This window comes from Autumnicola musiva, assembly GCF_031846585.1.
GTDB classification, from domain to species: domain Bacteria; phylum Bacteroidota; class Bacteroidia; order Flavobacteriales; family Flavobacteriaceae; genus Autumnicola; species Autumnicola musiva.
In genome coordinates this window covers 32,770-51,178 of sequence record NZ_JAVRHK010000008.1, presented here as the reverse complement: position 1 = coordinate 51,178, position 18,409 = coordinate 32,770, and the positions used below count along the sequence as shown (strand labels likewise).

At 38.6% G+C, this 18,409-nt stretch carries 17 protein-coding genes; 2 read left to right on the top strand and 15 right to left on the bottom strand.

Annotated elements, in window-relative coordinates; genetic code table 11:
• Positions 1–2 precede the first annotated feature (2 nt).
• Entirely contained in the window at positions 3–701 is a 699-nt protein-coding gene (gene deoD / locus RM539_RS11785) for a purine-nucleoside phosphorylase (RefSeq protein ID WP_311503603.1), read from the top strand.
• Between the two features lie 194 nt (positions 702–895).
• The gene (mgrA, locus tag RM539_RS11780) at positions 896–1,894 is read left to right on the top strand and encodes an L-glyceraldehyde 3-phosphate reductase (protein ID WP_311503602.1); all 999 of its coding nucleotides are present in this window, start codon (positions 896–898) and stop codon (positions 1,892–1,894) included.
• A 178-nt stretch (positions 1,895–2,072) separates the two neighbouring features.
• On the opposite strand, the gene RM539_RS11775 is transcribed toward mgrA, so the two are convergent.
• The 15 genes from RM539_RS11775 to sucD all read right to left on the bottom strand — a co-directional run bounded on the left by RM539_RS11775 (position 2,073) and on the right by sucD (position 18,233).
• On the bottom strand, positions 2,073–3,050 hold the full coding sequence (locus tag RM539_RS11775) for a type I phosphomannose isomerase catalytic subunit (protein WP_311503601.1): 978 nt from the start codon (positions 3,048–3,050) through the stop codon (positions 2,073–2,075).
• A gap of 55 nt (positions 3,051–3,105) precedes the next feature.
• On the bottom strand, positions 3,106–4,719 hold the full coding sequence (locus RM539_RS11770; RefSeq protein WP_311503600.1) for an ArnT family glycosyltransferase: 1,614 nt from the start codon (positions 4,717–4,719) through the stop codon (positions 3,106–3,108).
• A 132-nt stretch (positions 4,720–4,851) separates the two neighbouring features.
• Positions 4,852–5,469 (bottom strand): bifunctional phosphoribosyl-AMP cyclohydrolase/phosphoribosyl-ATP diphosphatase HisIE, encoded by a 618-nt coding sequence (gene hisIE / locus RM539_RS11765; protein WP_311503599.1) that lies wholly within the window; start codon positions 5,467–5,469, stop codon positions 4,852–4,854.
• Between the two features lie 159 nt (positions 5,470–5,628).
• On the bottom strand, positions 5,629–6,384 hold the full coding sequence (gene hisF, locus RM539_RS11760; RefSeq protein ID WP_311503598.1) for an imidazole glycerol phosphate synthase subunit HisF: 756 nt from the start codon (positions 6,382–6,384) through the stop codon (positions 5,629–5,631).
• A gap of 105 nt (positions 6,385–6,489) precedes the next feature.
• Entirely contained in the window at positions 6,490–7,224 is a 735-nt protein-coding gene (gene hisA / locus RM539_RS11755) for a 1-(5-phosphoribosyl)-5-[(5-phosphoribosylamino)methylideneamino]imidazole-4-carboxamide isomerase (RefSeq protein WP_311503597.1), read from the bottom strand.
• Positions 7,225–7,321: 97 nt separating this feature from the next.
• Positions 7,322–7,903: an imidazole glycerol phosphate synthase subunit HisH gene (gene hisH, locus RM539_RS11750; protein ID WP_311503596.1), complete on the bottom strand. Its 582-nt coding sequence runs from the start codon at positions 7,901–7,903 to the stop codon at positions 7,322–7,324.
• Positions 7,904–7,969: 66 nt separating this feature from the next.
• Positions 7,970–9,109 carry a bifunctional histidinol-phosphatase/imidazoleglycerol-phosphate dehydratase HisB gene (gene hisB / locus RM539_RS11745; protein WP_311503595.1) on the bottom strand — a complete coding sequence of 380 codons (1,140 nt, stop codon included), beginning with the start codon at positions 9,107–9,109 and terminating at the stop codon, positions 7,970–7,972.
• A gap of 13 nt (positions 9,110–9,122) precedes the next feature.
• Positions 9,123–10,169: a histidinol-phosphate transaminase gene (hisC, locus tag RM539_RS11740; protein WP_311503594.1), complete on the bottom strand. Its 1,047-nt coding sequence runs from the start codon at positions 10,167–10,169 to the stop codon at positions 9,123–9,125.
• Between the two features lie 38 nt (positions 10,170–10,207).
• Positions 10,208–11,491 carry a histidinol dehydrogenase gene (gene hisD / locus RM539_RS11735; protein ID WP_311503593.1) on the bottom strand — a complete coding sequence of 428 codons (1,284 nt, stop codon included), beginning with the start codon at positions 11,489–11,491 and terminating at the stop codon, positions 10,208–10,210.
• Positions 11,492–11,501: 10 nt separating this feature from the next.
• A complete protein-coding gene (gene hisG, locus RM539_RS11730) occupies positions 11,502–12,365 on the bottom strand; it encodes an ATP phosphoribosyltransferase (RefSeq protein ID WP_311503592.1) in 864 nt (287 codons plus the stop codon).
• A gap of 256 nt (positions 12,366–12,621) precedes the next feature.
• A complete protein-coding gene (locus tag RM539_RS11725) occupies positions 12,622–13,440 on the bottom strand; it encodes a prohibitin family protein (protein WP_311503591.1) in 819 nt (272 codons plus the stop codon).
• A 32-nt stretch (positions 13,441–13,472) separates the two neighbouring features.
• On the bottom strand, positions 13,473–14,276 hold the full coding sequence (gene fabG, locus RM539_RS11720; protein WP_311503590.1) for a 3-oxoacyl-ACP reductase FabG: 804 nt from the start codon (positions 14,274–14,276) through the stop codon (positions 13,473–13,475).
• A 10-nt stretch (positions 14,277–14,286) separates the two neighbouring features.
• Positions 14,287–16,323 (bottom strand): VWA domain-containing protein, encoded by a 2,037-nt coding sequence (locus RM539_RS11715; RefSeq protein WP_311503589.1) that lies wholly within the window; start codon positions 16,321–16,323, stop codon positions 14,287–14,289.
• A gap of 153 nt (positions 16,324–16,476) precedes the next feature.
• Positions 16,477–17,223, bottom strand: coding sequence for a 3-oxoacyl-[acyl-carrier-protein] reductase (gene fabG, locus RM539_RS11710; protein ID WP_311503588.1), 747 nt, complete (start codon positions 17,221–17,223; stop codon positions 16,477–16,479).
• A gap of 134 nt (positions 17,224–17,357) precedes the next feature.
• Positions 17,358–18,233 (bottom strand): succinate--CoA ligase subunit alpha, encoded by an 876-nt coding sequence (gene sucD / locus RM539_RS11705; RefSeq protein ID WP_311503587.1) that lies wholly within the window; start codon positions 18,231–18,233, stop codon positions 17,358–17,360.
• Between the last annotated feature and the right edge of the window lie 176 nt (positions 18,234–18,409).

The following is an 18,409-nucleotide window of genomic DNA, read 5'->3' as shown; positions in this document are numbered from 1 at the left end:
GAATGAGTATTCACATTGAAGCCGAAAAAGGCGAAATTGCAGAAACAGTATTATTACCCGGAGATCCCCTGAGAGCAAAATGGATTGCCGATCATTTTCTGGAGAATCCGAAACAATATAACAACATCCGCGGAATGCTTGGTTTTACCGGAACCTACAACGGAAAGAAAGTTTCGGTACAAGGTACCGGAATGGGCATTCCTTCTACCCTTATTTACTGTCATGAACTCATTAATGAATATGGAGTTAAAAACCTCATTCGTGTAGGCTCGGCAGGATCTTACATGAAAAAGGTAAAAATTAATGATATTGTTGTGGCTATGGCAGCTTCCTCTACTTCAGGAATAAATGCAGCACGTTTTCCCGGAGCTAATTTCGCTCCAACGGCAAATTTTCAATTGTTTACCAAAGCTGTAAATTTTGCCGCCAGAGAGAAAATTAATATTCATGCAGGGAATATCCTTACATCTGATGCTTTTTATGAAGATGACGCTGAAGATTACAAGAAATGGGCAAAATTTGGTATTCTTTGTGTAGAAATGGAAACCGCTGGATTATATACTGTTGCCGCACAATATGGAGTTTCAGCTTTATCTTTATTAACTGTCTCAGACTCCATGGTTACAGGTGAAAGCCTTTCTTCGGAAGAACGGGAAAAGGCATTTTCTGAAATGATTAAAATTGCTTTAAATATTCTGTAATTTGTTGATCAAAGTCAGATGAATAACTACGTTTATTTACCCTATTTAATGTTTCAGGATGTTATTTGATAAACCCAACATACATAAAGTTGCTGAAATAATTTGCAGGAGTAAGAAATAATAGGCTTTTCAGGTAAGGCAAACTTATTTACTTAACTTTAGATTTCACAGAAACTAATCAGTAATTGCCAAATATGAAGAAATATACAGCCGATGAAAATCGTTATGAAAATATGCAATACCGCCGTTGCGGAAAAAGTGGAATAATGTTGCCGCTTATTTCGCTGGGGCTGTGGCATAATTTCGGGGACAAAGATAATTTCGATAATGCCAGGACTATTTTAAGAACGGCATTTGATAATGGAATTACCCATTTTGACCTTGCTAACAATTATGGGCCTCCCTATGGTTCCGCAGAAAAAAACTTTGAAAAAATCTTTAAGGAAGACTTTAAGCATTACCGCGATGAGTTGCTAATTTCAACAAAAGCAGGTTGGGATATGTGGCCTGGCCCTTACGGAAATTTTGGTTCAAGAAAATATCTTATTGCCAGCCTGGACCAATCCCTGCAAAGAATGGGATTGGATTATGTGGATATTTTTTATCATCACCGGCCAGATCCTGATACTCCGCTTGAAGAAACCATGGGCGCGCTGGACCAGATTGTAAGAGATGGTAAGGCTTTATATATAGGGATTTCTCAATATTCGGCAAAAGAAACCTCCAAGGCCGCCGAAATTCTCCGGGAGCAAAAAACGCCTTTCCTAATTCATCAGCCACGATATAACATGATGGATAGATGGGTTGAAGAGGGACTTCTAAACACGCTGGAACACGAAGGAATAGGCAGCATTGTTTTTTCTCCGCTGGAACAGGGAATTCTTACAAATAAATATTTGAACGGAATTCCTGAAGATTCCCGCGCAGCTACAGAAGGAAGTTATTTAAGCGAATCCCAAATTACAACAGAAGTAGTTGAACAGGTTCAAAAACTTAATGATATAGCTCAATCCAGGGGACAGAGCCTTGCACAAATGGCTGTAGCCTGGCTACTTAAAGACCAAAGAGTTACATCAGTTCTTGTTGGGGTAAGTAAAGTTTCTCAATTAGAAGATAACATAGGAGCACTGGAAAACCTGGAATTCAGCCAAAATGAGCTGGAAGAAATTGACAGGATTCTGAAGAAAGATTGAAAATTTTCTAAGAATTATCAAAAGAAAAGAGGCTGTTTAAAAGCTTTAAATAATTATTCTGAAGTGATTTCAAAATCTCAGAAATCTGATTTTGTACCTATCAAAACCTCTGAAACGGATTCAGGTTCACGAAAAATAAGTTTTTAAACAGCTTCTTAATTTAATATTATCCCGGGGATTAATTTATATACACTTCCAGAAGTTCACATTCTTTTGCCTGAATATGAACTTTTTCAATATTTGAAGGAATAAGAACGGTTTGTCCCTGCTGAATGTTTTCTACATTCCCATTGGTAGCAATTTCAGCCCTGCCGCTTACGCACATATAAATAACAAATGAATCGGTTTCACTATAGTCTTTATTTACCTTGCCAGCTACCGGTAAATAATTAGTTGTAAAATACTGGCACCGGGCAACGTTGGAAGATTCGTTCACCTTTTTGTCATAGGTTAGCTTAAAATCATCTTTTTTTTCAAAATCTATGGCATCTATAGCAAGGGCAGTATGCAGTTCCCTTGAATTACCCTCGGCATCTACCCTGTCCCAATCATAAATACGGTAAGTAATATCTGATGTTTGCTGAATTTCGGCAAGTAAAACACCGGCTCCAATTGCGTGGACTTTTCCGGTATTAATAAAGAAACTATCCCCTTTTTTGACTTCTTCAAAATTGAGAAGTTTAGTAATCTCATTGGCCTCCAAAGCTTCAAGGTATTCATCCCTGCTGATGGTTTCCTGAAAGCCTATATTAATTTTAGCATTTTCGTCTGCCTGCATGATGTACCACATCTCTGTTTTTCCGAAGGAATTATGACGTTTTTTAGCTAAACGATCATTTGGATGTAATTGCACGGAAAGTTCTGTTCTTGCATCTATAAATTTAATTAGCAGCGGAAAATCATCTCCAAATTGCTTATAAATTTTTTCTCCAAGAAATTTCCCTTTAAGTTCTTCTATAAGCTTCTTTAAAGAAGTACCACGAAGATCGCCATTTTCAACCACCGAAACATTATCGGCTACACCCGATATTTCCCAGCTTTCCCCCAAATTCTCTACAATGGAGTGTTTGTTCAGGATATCTTTTAGTTTATTTCCTCCCCAGATTTTCTCCTTCAGAATTGGGGTAAATTTCAGCGGGTAATCAGGCGTTTTCATTGTTTGATTCTTTTTAGGTCATTCAAATATAGTTTTTAATCTCTATAGATGAAAATCAATATTTTCTCAGTAAATAAAGGTCACGGTAAAGTCTTGATTTATGTGTGGAAGAAACCGGATTCATATCAAAGCTTTCCACTTTTTTTAATTCATATCCTGGAAATTCTTCTTCTAAAGTTTCTTTCATCCCCTCCTCTGCCAAAAGATAAAAAGCATTTGCCGGTGGTAAAGCTTCACCTTCTTCCAGAAGAGGAATGGACTGCCCATACTCCCAAATGATTTCCGGAGAGAACCCCCTGAATTCATACAGCAACAGATTCTCTTCTTCAAGAAAAGGTTTCACATTGGTGATGCTGTTGTAATTTTCATTAACCTGAATATATTTAGCCATAGGTAATCCAAACCAGATAATGCTTACCATAAATGCCACAGTTAGATAAAAGACCTTTTCAATATTTTTCCTGCGAAGATTAATCAAAATAATCAGCCCTATCCCGGTAAGAAATATTGCGGTAAGACCAAACCATACAGGAAAATCTGCGATAGCACTTCCGAAGTAAATATATCCTGCCACCGGAAAAGCAAGACCAATAAGAGCGATAAGGCCAAAATTAAAATAGACAATCCAAACCTCCTTTTTTGGCATCTTCAATCCAAAATTTCTAAAGAGATATTCTATATAAAAAGCAGTGTTTAATGCAAGCGGAATAAAAACAGGCAATAAATACCTCACTTTCTTTTCAGGAATAACAGATAATAGTAAAACTGAAGCGAGGGTCCAGAAAAGAGCAAATTTATAAGCTTTTTTATCAAAAACTTTGTTCTTCAGGTAAGGGTACAGCAGACTTATTAATGCCGGGATAGCCCAAATCCCGCTGTGCACAAAAAAGTTCCAATAGTAGTAGAAAGGCCGTACATTATAATCCAGCCATCTGCCGGTTTCCCTTTCGGTTATTTTGGCCACTGCCCGGGTGTCAAAAAGATAAACGTACAAATTCCACCAGCCTGAAATAATGATGGTAAGCAGCAACAAAAGCAATAAAGGTTTCCACCGCGTGCGCAGGGATTTAAATTTATAAACCCATCCAAAAGCAACTAGAAAAGGCAAAAGCAGGGCATAATGCGATACAGGACCCTTGCTCAAAAATGAAAATCCGAAAAATATTGCGGCAAAAATTACATTTCTGTATTGCTGCTCTTCTGAAGTAAAAAACAGGTAGAAAAAATAAATACCTGCCATCATAAAAGCGTGGGCAAATATATCCCACTGACCATTCCGGCCGGAAAATATGATATAAAAAGAGGTCATTAAAATGAGTGAAGCTATCCAGGCAAATTTTTTCTGTTTTGTCAGGCTTACTACAAGTCGATAGAAAAATAAAACCAATAGCAAAGTTGATAACGCAGCAGAAAGACGAAGTGCAAAAAGATTTTCCATACCGAAAACAGACATCGATAAAGCCGTCATCCAGGTTGGCAACGGCGGCTTCTCATACCGTGGTTCGGCATTCATCGTGGTAAAAATCCAGTTTCCTTCATTCAGCATTTCCCGGGCCGTAATGAAATTCCTGGCTTCCATGATGTTCACATAAACAGCATCCAGATTGATAAAAAAAATAGCAACACAAATTGCTGTCAATGGGAAAAGATAGTTACGCCTGAGTTTCATCTTTGCAGAATTATTTTGCGAACTTACACAAATGCTTTAAAACCTTAGTATTGGTCGAGACAAAACAAAAACCCATAAATATAAAATTTGCGGGGAAGGTTTAATTGCAATCTTAATGCAATAGGAAAACGTTTAATGCCGTTCTTCCAATACTTTTACCACGTCTTTTAAAGAATAGCCTTTAGCTTTAAGCAATATGAGATAATGAAAAAGTAAATCGGCACTTTCATTCAGAAATAATTTTTCATTATCATCTTTGGCTTCAATAACCGTTTCAACAGCTTCCTCCCCTACTTTCTGGGCAATTTTGTTGATGCCTTCATCAAAAAGGGAAACCACATAACTGGATTTATCTTCCCGCAATTCCGGCTCTACTTCGCTCATTCTTTTACGCTTTGCGATAATTCCTTCAAGTTGAGATAAAAATCCAAAATATGGATCATTTTCTTCTCCCCAGCAGGTGTCTGTTCCTTTATGGCAGGTAGGGCCTTCTGGATTAACGCTTACCAGCAAAGTATCATTATCACAATCATTTTTAATATCGACGAGATGAAGAAAATTTCCGCTCTCCTCACCTTTTGTCCATAAACGGTTTTTACTCCTGCTGAAAAAGGTCACTTTTTTAGTCTCGCTTGTCTTTAAAAAAGCTTCTTCATTCATATAGCCCAGCATAAGCACATTCTTTGTTGAAGCATCCTGAATGATGGCAGGAACGAGTCCGTCGTTGTTTTTATTAAAATCTATATTCATCTTATTTTTTTCTGCTATTAAATATCACAATTTTTTATCTCTTCTACCTACGGAAGCTTATGGACAATAAGCCTTATTAAAATTTTTTAGTTACCTATTTTCAATTTTTCTCCTATCCGAAGTCTTTTCCCTATTGTCTAATATCCAGGTTCTAACTTCCTAAAGTCTTACCGCAATTCCGTTATTTTTCAATTCCTCCTTTAAATCCTTAATTTCTACTTCTTTAAAATGAAAAACACTCGCAGCCAAAGCAGCATCAGCTTTTCCTTCTTTAAATGCCTCGGTAAAATGTTGCATATTTCCAGCACCGCCAGAAGCGATAATTGGGATATTTAAATCCGAAGATAATTTTGCCAGGGCAATATTGGCAAAACCATCTTTAGTGCCATCATTATTCATGGAAGTAAACAGAATCTCTCCTGCCCCACGTTTTTCCACTTCCTTTGCCCAATCAAAAAGGTCGAGCTCTGTAGGAACTTTTCCGCCAACCAAATGAACAATCCATTTCCCTTCAATCTGTTTTGCATCTATTGCAATGGTAATACACTGACTCCCGAACTTTTGCGCCAGTTCGTTGATAAGATCCGGGTTTTTTACTGCGGAAGAATTTATGGAAACCTTATCGGCGCCATTCTGAAGCAAAACATCTACGTCCTTTACGGAAGAAATTCCGCCGCCAACAGTAAACGGAATATTCACTTTTTCGGCTACTCGTAACACAAGATTTGCCAGGGTTTTTCTTCGCTCTTCGGTAGCTGAAATATCCAGAAAAACGAGTTCATCTGCACCAGATTCAGCATATTTCGCGGCAAGTTCCACAGGATCTCCCGCATCGCGTAGGTCTACGAAATTGATTCCTTTGACGGTTCGCCCGTTTTTTATATCGAGACAGGGAATTATTCTTTTCGTTAACAATAGTTCTAATTTTAAAGTATTAAAGTAGAAAGTATTCGCTTTAGTTCCTTTACATAACAAGCATTAATCAGCATTTTCAATTAGCACATTTTCAATATTCTAATGCTATTGATTCAAAATAAAATTTTCCAATTGTTTCAGGCTTATCCTTCCTTCATAAATAGCTTTTCCAATAATTGTCCCTTCACAGCCTATTTCTGCCAGTTTGGGAAGTTCATGAAATTCTGAAATCCCACCGGAAGCAATTAAATTCAGCTTTCCGATTTCTGAAATTTCTTCCAAAATCTTTCTATAGAGATCAAAAGAAGGTCCCTCCAGCATTCCGTCTTTAGAAATATCGGTACAAATTACATATTTCACGCCTTCCTGCTGGTATTCCTTCATAAAAGGAATCAGCTCCTTTTCCGATTCTTCCTGCCATCCGCTGATTGCTACCTTTTCATTATTGGCATCGGCACCCAGAATAATTTTTTCTGGCCCAAACTTCTGAAGCCAGTTTTTGAATGTTTCGGGATCTTTAACGGCAATACTACCACCGGTAACCTGATTCGCACCACATTCAAAAGCGGTTTCCAGGTCTTTATAAGATTTTAATCCACCGCCAAAATCAACTTTTAAAGATGTATTTGAAGCGATTTCTTCCAAAATCCTATGATTTACAATATGTTTTGACTTCGCTCCATCCAGATCTACCAGGTGAAGGTATTCAATCCCATGTGCTTCAAACTTTTTAGCAACTTCCAAAGGATGCTCATTGTAAATCTTTTTAGTATTATAATCACCTTTGGAAAGCCTTACGCATTTTCCTTCAATGATGTCTATTGCGGGAATGATTCTCATTCTTAGATGTTAGACTGCTTCGCTGCCAGATATTAGACCGCTACGCTATTAGATTTTCTATTTTTTTCTATTCCTGATGCTTTCTATTCTCTCCACTTCAAAGCTTCAAAAAGTTTTCCAGTATCTTCTCTCCGGCATTACTGCTTTTTTCAGGATGGAATTGGACTCCGTAAAAGTTGTTCTTTTTAATTGCTGAAGTATATTCCACACCATATTCGGTAGAAGCTATGGTTTCTTCACACTCCGGAATATAAAAGCTATGCACTAAATAGACATATTCCTGTTCTTTAATTCCTTCAAATAGTTCCGATTGCAGGTCATAAATCTGGTTCCAGCCTATCTGCGGCACCTTTTCTTTATCACTGAATTTCACCACCTGCGCATCAAAAATACCCAATCCGGTAGTATCGCCTTCTTCGCAATATTCACACATCAATTGCATTCCCAGGCAGATTCCCAGCACCGGCTGGTTCAGCTCAGGAATAACGTTATGCAAACCTGTAGATTTCAGCATTTTCATTGCGCTGCTGGCTTCTCCCACTCCCGGAAAAATCACTTTATCGGCAGCCTTTATTTCTTCAGCATTGCTGCTTAGAACAGCTTCAAAACCTAGGCGTTTCACGGCAAATTTGATGCTTTGTATATTTCCCGCGCCGTAATCTATAATTGCTATTTTCATATCCGGATATTAGATTTTAGACAGAGATTTTAAATTCTAACTTCTCAAGTCTTACCTCTTACTTCTCTAAAGCATTCCCTTTGTTGATGGCAAAATCATCTTTTCAGCATCACGCTTTACCGCCATTTTAATGGCTTTGGCAAAAGCTTTGAAAATCGCTTCAATTTTATGATGTTCGTTAGTACCCTCCGCTTTTACATTTAGATTGGCTTTTGCGCCATCGGTAAACGATTTAAAGAAATGATGAAACATTTCGGTGGGCATTTTTCCTACCATTTCGCGCTTAAATTCCGCTTCCCAAACCAGCCAGTTTCTGCCGCCAAAATCAATCGCCACCTGGGCCAGGCAATCGTCCATGGGAAGACAAAAACCATAACGCTCAATGCCCAATTTGTTTCCCAGAGCTTTGCTAAAAACTTCTCCCAGTGCAATTGCTGTATCCTCTATGGTATGATGCTCATCTACTTCAAGATCGCCATTAACTTTTATCTCAAGATCCATTTGACCGTGGCGGGCAATCTGGTCCAGCATATGGTCGAAAAAAGCAATTCCCGTCGATATTTGAGATTTTCCGGTACCGTCCAGGTTTAGTTTAATAAAAATATCAGTTTCATTAGTTTTACGACTTATTTCCGCAGTGCGGTCATTCAGCTTTAAAAACTCATAAATTTCTTTCCAGCTATTGGTTTTCAGGGCGATGCAAGCTTCCAGTTTTTCTTTCTTATTCTTCACTTCTTCCGCGCCCAAATCCTCATGAGTATCAATAAAAATTCCTTTCCCACCAAAGTTGAAAGCGAATTCAATATCGGTTAAACGGTCACCGATCATAATTGAATTTTTCAAGTTATAATCTTCATTATCCAGGTACTTTTCTTTTAAAAGGCCAATATTTGGTTTCCTTGTAGGTGCATTATCTTTAGCAAAAGTCCGGTCAATTAAAGCGTCAGAAAACTTTATTCCTTCATTTGCCAGGGTTTTGGTAATGAAATTCTGAATTGGCCAAAAAGCAGTTTCTGGGAAAGAATCGGTGCCCAAGCCATCCTGATTAGTGACCATTATCATCTCGTAATCCAGTTCTTTGGCAATTTTCGTAAGGTAATATAGAGCCTCGGGATAAAATTCCAGTTTATCGAGACTGTCGATTTGATAATCTTCCGGTTCGTGGATTAAAGTTCCGTCCCGATCTATAAAAAGTATTTTTTTCATTTTTCTGAAATCTTTAATTTAAGGCCTTTAAGGCTTGTAATAACTTTTCATTTTCTGCTTTTGTGCCTATTGTAAATCGCAAAGTATTTTCGCATAGTGGCTGAGTGGTACGATTGCGAATTACAATCCCTTGCTTAATCAATTCCTCATATCTTAGAGTTGCATCGTCCACTTTTACCAGCACAAAATTGGCATCTGAATGATAAATTTTTTCAACAAAATCTACTTCATCTAACACTTTAATTAATTCTCCTCTTTCCTTTAATATATCAGTTACTTCCGCATTAATTTTTACTGAATCCAAAACCCGTAATAGCGCCCGCTGCTGAGTAAGTTCGTTTACATTGTAAGGTGGTTTTATTTTGTTCAGAATCTGAATAATTTCTTCGGAAGCATAGCAAATTCCCAACCGTATTCCCGCCATTCCATAAGCTTTGGAAAGGGTTTGAGTAACCACCAGATTTGGATAACTCCCCAGTTTGGAAAGCCAGCTTTCTTTTTCAGAAAAATCAATATAAGCCTCATCAATAACCACTAATCCGCTGAAATTTTCAAGAATCTGCAACACGTTTTCTTCGGAAAAAGAATTGCCCGTAGGATTGTTGGGCGAACACAAAAAGATCATTTTAGTGTTTACATCTACTGCTTTCAAAATTTTCTCTACATCCGGTTCAAAAGAAGTGGTGAGTAAAATTTCCCTGTTTTCGATATTATTAATATTTGCCAGCACCTTATACATTCCGTAGGTTGGCGGCAAAGTGATTACATTATCCATTCCCGGCTCACAAAACGCCCTGAACAGCAAATCCAGCACTTCATCGCTTCCGTTTCCCAGTAAGATATTGGCACTGTTTACAGATTTTAACTTTGCCAATTCAGCTTTTAAGCTGCGCTGCTGCGGATCGGGATACCGGTTTACATCGGTTTGAAACGGATTTTCATTGGCATCCAGAAAAATCATTTCTGTCCCGGTACTTTGATATTCGTCCCTGGCCGAAGAATATGGTTTCAAGTCCTTTACATTAGGACGAACTAAATTATTTATATTGAAATTTTCCATTTCCAAATTTTCAAATTGGCACATCTTTAATCAGCACATTACTCCAGCTCTTTTAAACGTAAGCTAACTGCGTTTTTATGCGCCTGCAAACCTTCGGCTTCAGCCATTAATTCTATCGCCGGGCCAATATTCTTAATCCCTTCTTCTGATATTCTCTGAAAAGTCATACTCTTCATAAAACTATCCAAATTAACACCGCTATACTGCTTGGCGTAACCGTTAGTGGGTAGCGTATGGTTTGTCCCCGATGCATAATCTCCCGCACTTTCAGGGGTGTAATTTCCTATAAAGACAGAGCCCGCATTTTGCACATTTTCGGCATAGAAATCATTGTTACCGGTGCAAATAATAAAATGCTCAGGTCCGTATTCATTAATCATCTCCAAAGCATCATTTTCATTATCCAAATAAATAAGTTTCGAATTTGCTATAGCTTTTTCTGCAATTTCTTTCCTTGGAAGGTCCTTTAGCTGATTTTCGATCTCCTTTTCCACTTCATCTATCAGATTTTTTGAAGTAGAAACCAGAATCACCTGGCTGTCGGCTCCATGTTCTGCCTGGCTCAATAAATCTGAAGCAACAAAAGCAGCATTTGCAGTCTCATCTGCCACCACTAATAATTCTGATGGGCCCGCCGGCATATCTATAGCAACATTATGGCGTGTGGCCAGCTGTTTCGCTACAGTCACAAATTGATTTCCGGGGCCAAAAATCTTATAAACTTTAGGAATAGTTTCGGTTCCGAAAGTCATTCCCGCAATTGCCTGAATTCCGCCAACTTTATACATTCTGGTTACACCACATAGATCGGCCGCATATAAAATTGCCGGATGTACTTTCCCTTCCCTGTCTGGTGGTGTACACATTATAATTTCTTTGCACCCAGCCAAAGCCGCCGGTACAGCAAGCATCAGGATTGTGGAAAATAAAGGTGCCGTACCGCCGGGAATATATAATCCAACTTTTTGAATAGGACGCTTTTCCTGCCAGCATTTCACTCCCGGAGAAGTTTCCACGGAAATCCTCTCTGTTTTTTGTGCGGCGTGAAACTTCTCAATATTAGTTTTGGCCAAAAAGATAGCATCCTTTAATTCCTGAGAGATCCGGTTCCTGCTTTCATCAACTTCCATGGCGGTAACACGGGTTTCTTCAGGTCTAAAACCATCAAAAAGCTCTGTATATTTTGTAATGGCTGCATCCCCGTTTTTAACAACTTCAGAAAAAATCTGGCTGACAGTTTCTTCAATATCTTCCACAGTTTTCGTGGGCCGTTTGAGGATTTCCAGCCATTGGGAAGGATCAGGATTATATATTTTATTCATAAGCTGAATTTTAAATCACCATTTTTTCAATCGGTGCAACAAGAATTCCCTCCGCACCATTATTCTTCAGCTCATCAATAACTTCCCAAAATCGCTCTTCATTAATCACAGTATGAACAGAACTCCAGCCTTCTTCAGCTAAAGGAAGAACAGTTGGACTGCGCATTCCCGGTAAAAGCTTAATTATTTTTTCCAGGTTTTCATTAGGAGCATTCAGCAAAATATACTTTGAAGTCCGCGCATTAAGTACCGATTTAAACCTGAACTGAAGTTTTTCCAGAACCGCTTTCCTTTCCGCAGAAATTTCGGGAGAAATAGCCAAAACTGCTTCACTTTTCAGCATTACTTCCACCTCTTTCAAATTATTTTTAAAGAGCGTACTTCCACTGGAAACAATATCACAAATTCCGTCAGCAAGTCCAATATTCGGTGCAATTTCAACTGAGCCATTAATAATATGAAGTTCTGCCGTAATACCTTTCTTCTCCAGAAATTCATTTACCGTATTCGGGTAGGAAGTAGCAATCTTTTTACCGTCAAGATCTTCAATTCCCTTGTACTTCATCGATTTTGGAACCGCCAGGGATACGCGGCACTTCGAAAAACCCAGTTTTTCACCCTGAATAATATCCTTCCCCTTCTCAAGAAGCACATTTTCACCTATTATGGCTGCATCCACCACACCATCACGAAGATACTGCGGAATATCTCCATTCCTTAAATACATCACTTCCAGCGGGAAATTACGGGCAGAAGCTTTAAGCTGCTCTTTTCCATTATCTATAGAGATTCCAGCGTCTTTTAAGATTTTCAGGGAATCTTCATTAAGCCGTCCGGACTTTTGAATCGCTATTCTTAATTTTTCTGTACTCATAATCTTGTTTGGTGTTCTTTACTTTATTTTTCTGCAAAATTTCAACTTAAAAGGCAATTTTAAACAAACAAAAAACCCGTTTGATTAGCTCAAACGGGTTTTGAAATATGGTAAAATTACAACATACCAAATCTACCTCGCCTGAGCGCAGAAGTAAATATGATGGTGATGATGTAATTGCATTGCTTTCATAACTGTCACAAATCTAAACATTAATTTTAAAAAGCAAAACTGCTTTTTAAAATTTTATAAAAAATTATTGATTTCCGCCTAAAATTAAAGGCATCCCTCCTTCTCCGGCACCAATAATAACAGTTTTCGCATTATTGGAATTTGCGAGCTCCAGGGTTGCCTGGATTCCTTTTTCCTGTAAAACTTTATCGGTAAGAGACTCGCTTAAAATTTTATTGGCACGCGCTTTACCTTCAGCATCAATACGCTGGCGTTCTGCTTCCTGTTCGGCTTTTGTAAGGCGGAATTCATATTCCAGGGACTCCTGCTCCTGCCTTAGTTTTCGCTCAATCGCTTCTTTAATGGTTGGCGGAAGCGAAACATCACGAACCAGGACTTCGTTCACCTGCACATACTGCTCTTCAAGCAGCACACGGGTCTCCTCCTGTATTTCCTTTTGAATTGCTTCCCGTTTACTTGCATAAAGCTGCTCAGGGTCGTAACGACCAACAACAGCACGCGCTGCCGATCTCACCGCCGGCTGAAGCAAACGCTGAATATAAGCTTCTCCTTTTTCTTTATGTAATTTCCCAAGATCCTCATAGGATGGCTGGAACCAAACGGAGGCATCGAGCTTAATCTCCAAACCGTTTGAAGACAACACCTGCATCTTTTCGTCAAGTGACTGCTGGCGCACTTCATAAACAAAAACTTTATTCCAGGGAGCAACAATATGAAAACCTTCTCCCAATGGAGGCTCATCTGTAACAACACCACCTCCAAAAGTTTCATAGAGCACTCCGGCTTCACCGGAATCTATAGTCACAGTAGATTTGGCAAATAAAATAATAACAAATACGGCTACAATAAATAAAGGGATTGCAATTTTCGGTAATCTTTCCATTCGATATTTTTAAATTAAAATAAATTCTATTTTTAACCATTCCCAATAAACCCGGGGTAGAGTGACATTCCGCCATCTACAAAAATGGTAGTTCCATTTACATATTCAGATTTATCTGAAGCAAGCCATAAAGCAACTTCAGCCACATCTTCCGGTTCTCCCAATCGATTATAAGGAATAAGTTTCAGTAGCTCTTTTACCTGCTTTTCATCCTTCCATACATCTTCGTTAATGGCCGTTTTTATGGCTCCGGGAGCAATACTGTTTACACGGATTTGCTTATTGGCAACTTCCTGAGATAAAGTTCTCATAAACTCGGTTAATCCACCTTTGGCCGCGGCATAATTAATATGCCCCGCCCACGGAATTTCCTGGTGTACTGAACTCATAAAAATGATCTTTCCGGCAGATTTACTAATGCCTTCCACTACACCACGCTTCAGAAAATATCTTACTGCAAGACGGGAACATAAAAACGCGCCGGTAAGATTTGTCTTTATTACAAGCTCCCAGTCCTTTAAAGACATTTCATCCAGGGGTGCATCTTTCTGAATTCCGGCATTGCTTACCAGTATGTCCAGGTTATCATAAGTAGCAAACACTTTTTCAAACATTTCTTCTACAGATTTCTCGTCACCCACATCTGCCTGTATGGCAAAAGCCTCGCCACCTTCTTTCTTTATAGCTTCTACAGTAAAATTGGCGCCCTCTTCATCGCTATGGTAATTCACTGCCACCTTTGCCCCCGCTCTTCCAAGATAAATACAGATACCCTGTCCTAGTCCCGAACTACCTCCGGTTACAAGCGCAACCTGATCTTTTAAGCTCTTCTCCATAATTTGCAATTTAAATTAGTCCGATATATTTCCTGTAAAACCATTCGCCGGCAAGAAGTAAAACCAACAGGAACAACAAATAATACCAGTCGACCAAAGGTACTGTTTTTTCATGGCTTTTCTGTACCGGAACGAAGCGTTTGTCGCTGATCAAATCATTGATAAGACTTTCTGCGGAATTCGAAAAATACAGATTTGCATTGTTGTTATTTGCCAGGAATTCTAATTTTTCCAGATTAGCCGAAACAAACTGTTGTTCCACATTATAATCTACAATCCTAAAATTTCCTGTTTCTGAAATTGCTGAATTTTGAACCTTTACCGTAAACTGATATTCCCCCGGTTCCAAACTTCCTAAATCTACTTTATAATAATTATTTTGAAGCAGTAAAGGAGCTTCCACCACATCTCCGGTTTCTGTATTGGTAAAATTAATATCTAATTGTGCACCCGGATCAAACTGGTAATTTTCATCAAAATATTGAGCCGAAACTGCAATTTCACTATTCCCATAATAGAAAGATTCATATTCCACCCGTAGCCTGTCCCTTCTGGCTTGTGAGGATAAATTCTGAATTATCTTTCCGAAGAAATTATCGAACTCCTCAAAATTCTGATTTTCGACATAAGACTGGGCACGCCATTTCCAAATATTCTCCCCCAGAAGAAAACCTGATTTTGAAGAAGTCGCTTCAGAAATGCCTAATAATATCTCTCCGGTTTCCACTCCTTCTATTTGCTGAAACAAAAGTGGCTCGATGGAACTGGAAAGAATTTCCACTATTCCAAATTGATCCAGCAAAGGCGGGAAATCCTCAAAACCTATATCTTCAAACTGAAAATTATTAAAATTTGGATTGACCACGGCAAAAATTTCCTGTTCCTGAAAAGCTGCATCTTTTTGAAAAATATTCTGAAAATTGTTTAAAAAATTCCAGTCGGTTTCTGTACCGGTAATGACGAAATAATTCTGATTATCCTCTAAAATTTTTTCAAAAACAGAGTTAAAGCTCCTGTTTGGCTGATAAATTATAACTAATTGAAAATCTTCAATTTCCAAATTATCATCTTCTAAATATTTAATCTCGGCCTGACGTTGTTCATTAGCCTCAATAGATTTTTTAAGCGCTCCTAAATCTGGATGAGGCCTTGCGGAAAGAATAAGAGCTTTGGTGCGCTCATCGATTACTTCAACCGCAAATTTTTCGACATTGTTTAGCTGATTTTTTTCATTTTCCGCAGGAATAACTTCAGCTTCATAAGTGAGCAAACCCAAACTGGAAGCCGGCAAAGTGGCATTGATCACTGCGGAATTTTCTTCCGCAGAAAAATTGAGATTCTCTGTAAACAGGACATTTTCCCCTGAACGAATCTCAAATCTTGTTCTCACAGGTTCTTCTCCGGAATAATTTATAAAAGCTTCAACGGGAAAACGGTTATTCAGAAAAGCGTAACGATTTACATTTATAGCCGCCAAACTGAGATCGCTGTATTGGGTGGTATCTCCAATCACAACCGGAAAAAGGGAAATATTATCCGATGATTTAAAATAACTGAAATCGCGGCCAATGCTCTGGTTTCCGTCAGAAATTAAAAGAAGAGCGGCATTATTATTCTTATAAACTTGATCCAGCTGATCCAGCGCGGAATAAATATTGGTTTGGGGCTCATTAAAAGACAATTCCTCCTGCGTTGAAAGTTCTTTCCCAAAGCTGAATTCCTGCACCTGAAAGCGGGAATTTATTTCCTCATTTTCAGTAATTCGCTTCACATAATCCTGTACAGTACCGGCTTGCTGAAGATGTGCAATAGATTCCGAATTATCTACAGCAATCAATAATTCCGGTTTCTCAATTTCGTAGGTTACAGATCTAATTTTAGGATTAATAAGCAACAGCAGCAGCGCAAAAACCGTCAAGAACCGCAGGACGAAGAAGATGTAAACATTTCTACCCTTCCGTTTAGCCTTATACAGGTACTGAAAAAAAGCAAACCCCAGCGCAAAGATTACGGCCAGGGTTATATATAAAATATTGCTTATTATCATTTAAAGTACGAGGTTAGAAGTGAAAAGTAAAAGCACTATTCCCCATTAGATCTTATGGATCCAAGTATTCCATCCTTGAGTCCATTTTCTTCCATACATTTCTTCATTTCATTTTTTTTAAATTCGTACCTCTTAATTCAAAACTCTGTCTCCCTAAGTAAGCATTCCACCGTTTACGTGCAAAACCTGCCCGGTAACATAGGTACTTAAATCACTGCCAAGAAAAACACATGCGTTGGCGATATCTTCCGGCGTTCCACCTCTCTTAAGCGGAATAGAATCTCTCCAGCCTTCAACTACTTTCTCATCTAATTTATCGGTCATTTCGGTTTCAATAAAACCGGGAGCGATTACGTTGGTACGAATATTTCTGGAGCCTAATTCCAGGGCCATAGATTTAGAAAACCCAATGATCCCGGCTTTGGAAGCAGCATAATTAGCCTGTCCCGCATTTCCTTTTATACCAACCACTGAGCTCATATTAATTATACTTCCGTTTCTCTGCTTCAGCATCGTACGCTGTACCGCCTTGGTCATATTAAAAATAGACTTAAGATTCACCTCAATCACCTGGTCAAAATCTTCCTCGCTCATGCGCATCAGCAAGTTATCTTTAGTGATTCCGGCATTGTTCACAAGCACGTCTATAGCCCCAAAATCTTCGGCTACATTTTTTATTAATTCCTGGGCTTCCTCAAAGCTGGCGGCATTAGATTTATAGCCTTTGGCTTTAATGCCCATTTTTGAGAGTTCCTTCTCCAACTCTTCCGCAGCCTTAGCCGAAGAAGCATACGTAAAAGCAACATTGGCACCATGTTCAGCAAAAACTTTGGCTATACCTTTTCCAATCCCGCGGCTTCCCCCGGTAATGATTGTATTTTTTCCTTCTAATAATTTCATGTATGAGTTGATTAGATTGTTCTATTTATAAATTCAAATATAGCAAAAGCTAAAAGTCCTGATATAAAAAATCCTTCTGAAATGGCTGTTTTGGCAATTCTCAGAAGGATTTAATATATAGAGTATGAATGAAATTATCCTTTCAAAACTTCTGCTACGGTTTTCCCAATTTCAGCAGGAGAATCCACTACATGAATTCCATTCTCTTTAAGGATTGCTTTTTTGGCCTGTGCAGTATCTTCGCTTCCGCCAACAATTGCACCGGCGTGGCCCATAGTTCTACCTGCAGGTGCAGTTTCACCTGCGATAAAACCTACAACAGGTTTCTTATTACCATTTTCCTTAACCCATTTTGCAGCATCGGCTTCCAGTTGTCCGCCAATTTCACCAATCATTACAATACATTCGGTTTCAGGATCATTCATAAGCAATTCCACTGCTTCCTTAGTTGTGGTTCCAATAATTGGATCTCCACCAATACCAATAGCAGTAGTAATCCCAAGGCCTTGTTTTACAACCTGATCTGCAGCTTCATAAGTTAAAGTACCGGATTTTGAAACGATCCCCACTTTTCCTTTTTTGAAAACGAAACCGGGCATAATTCCCACCTTTGCTTCTTCCGGAGTGATTACACCAGGACAGTTAGGTCCAATCAAACGGCAATCTTTATGTTTTATATATTCTGAAGCTTTCACCATATCGGTAACCGGAATACCTTCAGTAATCGTAATAATTACCTTAATTCCCGCATCGGCAGCTTCCATAATAGCATCGGCAGCGAATGCCGGCGGAACAAATATTATGGAGACGTCTGCCCCTGTTTTTTCAACAGCTTCAGAAACTGTATTAAACACAGGTTTATCCAGATGCTGGCTTCCACCTTTACCCGGTGTAACCCCACCAACTACGTTAGTTCCATATTCTATCATTTGCCCTGCATGGAATGTACCTTCACTTCCGGTAAATCCCTGCACTATTATTTTCGAATCTTTATTTACTAAAACGCTCATAAATATGTATTGATTTTTGCAGTCACAAAAGTAGGTTTTTAAAAATAAAGTTTAAAGTCTTTTAAGAAGTTTATTGGCGAACCATGCCGAAAACGTGCTGGTTTAAAGCAAGTTTTTCAAGTAAAAAAGAAGAAGCCGGGAAATTTACCGGCTCTCTTTTTATTTTTAAATTTTTA